Consider the following 2,486-nt stretch of genomic DNA (forward strand, 5'->3'; position numbering starts at 1 on the left):
ATCGATGAGGTAAATGCTGACCCAGAGAATAAAACGCCGATTGAGTTTATCCGTTGGGGTATCGAGCCAACGCGTTGGAGCCTTGTAGAATATCTCGCAATGATCGCCTCATTGCCGCAAGGGCGACAGACGTTTGAGATCAACAACTTGAAATTCCTCACTGAAATGATAGCTCGCTACGGGGAGAAGCAGGGCTGGCAGATTTTCAACGATGTTGTGCCTATTTCCGACCCTGATTCCCCCACCGTCATCGCTGAGGGTGAAGATCTTGCGCCAACGCGGCCAATGCCAAAACCCGTTTTTTCACCTGTTCAGCTTGGACAGAAAAAAGGTGCCGACTTAACCAATGTTCGGGCGTTACAATACGATCTGCCTTCGGAAGCAAGCCGTTGCCTAGTGATAGGTCCAGAAAAATCCGCCAGCGGCAAGGTGCTGATGTTGCAAGCGACGTCAGATGGCCCTGAAATCCACCTCAAAGGTGGAGGGTTCGATAACGCAGGTTTTGTTACGTCAAACATAGGCTTGCCAATTATGGGCCGAGGTGCACAGCATGGCTGGCTGATGGTTTCAGGAAAGAGTGAGGCTGACACGGTATTCGCCGAAAAGCTCAATCCCAACAACCGCTATGAATATTGGTACAAGGGTGCTTGGAAAAAGATGGAGCATCGTACAGAGACTATTCAGGTTAAAGATGCTGCGCCGGTTACTCATGAGGTGGCAAGAACAATCCACGGGCCAGTGATCGCGTGGGATGTGAGCAATGGTGTCGCTTATTCACAAAAGATGGGTATGCATGGCAAGCAACTTGATACTTGGGCTGCTATGGCCGAGATGGGGCGGGCAAAAAACATCGAAGACTTCAAAACCAAGGGCGTGGATAAAATGGGCTGGAATGTCGGCGTTTGCTACGGAGGAGAAGACGGACAGATTGCCTATTTTCAAGCCGGAGCTATTCCAAAGAAGTCAACCGATGTTGATCCGCGGCTTCCGACTCCCGGTACTGGCGAATATGAATGGACAGGTTTCCTGACGCCAAATGAGAATCCAAGGGTAATCAACCCCAGTCAGGGTTACATTCATGCGTGGAACAGCAAAGCGACAAGTTGGTCCCCAGAAGGGAATAATGCTCGCTACGGAGCAACCTTTAAAACCTGGCTAGGCAATCGCCTGGCGTCTACGGAGGAACCACTGACCCTTCTAGAAATGCGCGAATTCAATCGCAAAATCTTTAGTGCGTTTAGTGCGGTGGATTCCAATCAGACTGCGCCAGACTTTTTCGCGCCTTATATAAATAAAGCGATTGAGGCGAGCGACGATCCTGAGGTTAAGCAGGCCGGTGAGTTGATGCTGAGCTTTGATGGGCTGTATCAAGACCTTAATTTAGACCAGAAGTATGACAACCCCGGCTTGACGTTATACCGAACTTGGCTCGAAGTTGCGCCGAGCATGATATTTGAAGACGATATCGGCACTTGGTGGAAAACGATCGATGAGGGGCGCCCCCTGAGAACTCAGTCTAGCTTGTTGCTTCGCGCTATCCAAGGTAACAACGCGGGCGCACCGCTCGGCATTGATTATTTCAATGGACGGGATAAGAACGCTGTTATTGCCGATACGATCAAGAAAACGGTCTCGGTGCTCAAGAAAAAATTTCCGGATAAGCATATGGCGGAATGGAAACTACCTATTTTTTGGAAGTACTACAACCCGGATGTACAGGCGTCTGATAAACCGTCGATTCCTAATGACTTTAACAGACGGCGCCTGTCTGCAAAACTGGGTCTAGTACCAGCAATGGTGCCCCATAACGGTGGTGAGTACTGGATTGGGGTAATGGAGGTGGACAGTAAGAACAGCGCACTCTATTCGGTTGCGGAATCTGGGGGCCAGAGTCAGTTTATTAACTCTCAGGGGCGTGGTAATCCTCACCTTATGGACCAGTTGCTGATGCACGAGGGAAGCGATTTAAAGAGAATTCCGCTTGAAGACCGTGATGTACAAGCCACCGCGAAGTCGAGCGAGACCCTTAAATATAAGCCGAAGAAAAAATAACTGCGGTTAGGTTAGGGTGTAGCCCCAAATAAGGGCTGACACCTAGTTCGGTTGGATCTACAGGCGAACAATATAACACGAAATTAAAACAATATTTTTCCAGGGGCATTGCATAATGAGTAGCCTAAAAACTGGAACATTCTCACTAGATAAATACAAAACGGAGAAGCCTTTATGTGGTATCCAAATCTGACACACTTGCGTAATTTAAGTGCCATCTCGCTTGCGATTACAGCCTTGATGACAGCAGCATGCACTACTGAAGCTAGCAAGCCAATCAAGCCAAAAGAGGTAACCATCCATCGTGATGAATATGGCGTTCCACACGTCGTTGCTAAAACCTCTGATGCTGTTATGTTTGGCGCCGGCTATGCGTTGGCCCAAGATCGGCTTGCCTCCATGGAATTGAGCCGTCGATCTGCTGTCGGGCGGCG

Annotated in this window: 2 protein-coding genes; both read left to right on the forward strand. The window is 49.2% G+C overall.

Features of this window, described 5'->3' with window-relative positions:
- Positions 1-2,052, forward strand: a 2,052-nt coding sequence (locus B0X80_RS20135) for a penicillin acylase family protein (protein ID WP_175624006.1), incomplete at its 5' end; no start/stop codon positions are given.
- 174 nt (positions 2,053-2,226) lie between these two features.
- Positions 2,227-2,486: penicillin acylase family protein (locus tag B0X80_RS20140; protein WP_139345359.1), on the forward strand; the 260-nt coding region annotated here is incomplete at its 3' end.

It is taken from the genome of Pseudocolwellia agarivorans (genome assembly GCF_002000085.1).
GTDB classification, from domain to species: domain Bacteria; phylum Pseudomonadota; class Gammaproteobacteria; order Enterobacterales; family Alteromonadaceae; genus Pseudocolwellia; species Pseudocolwellia agarivorans.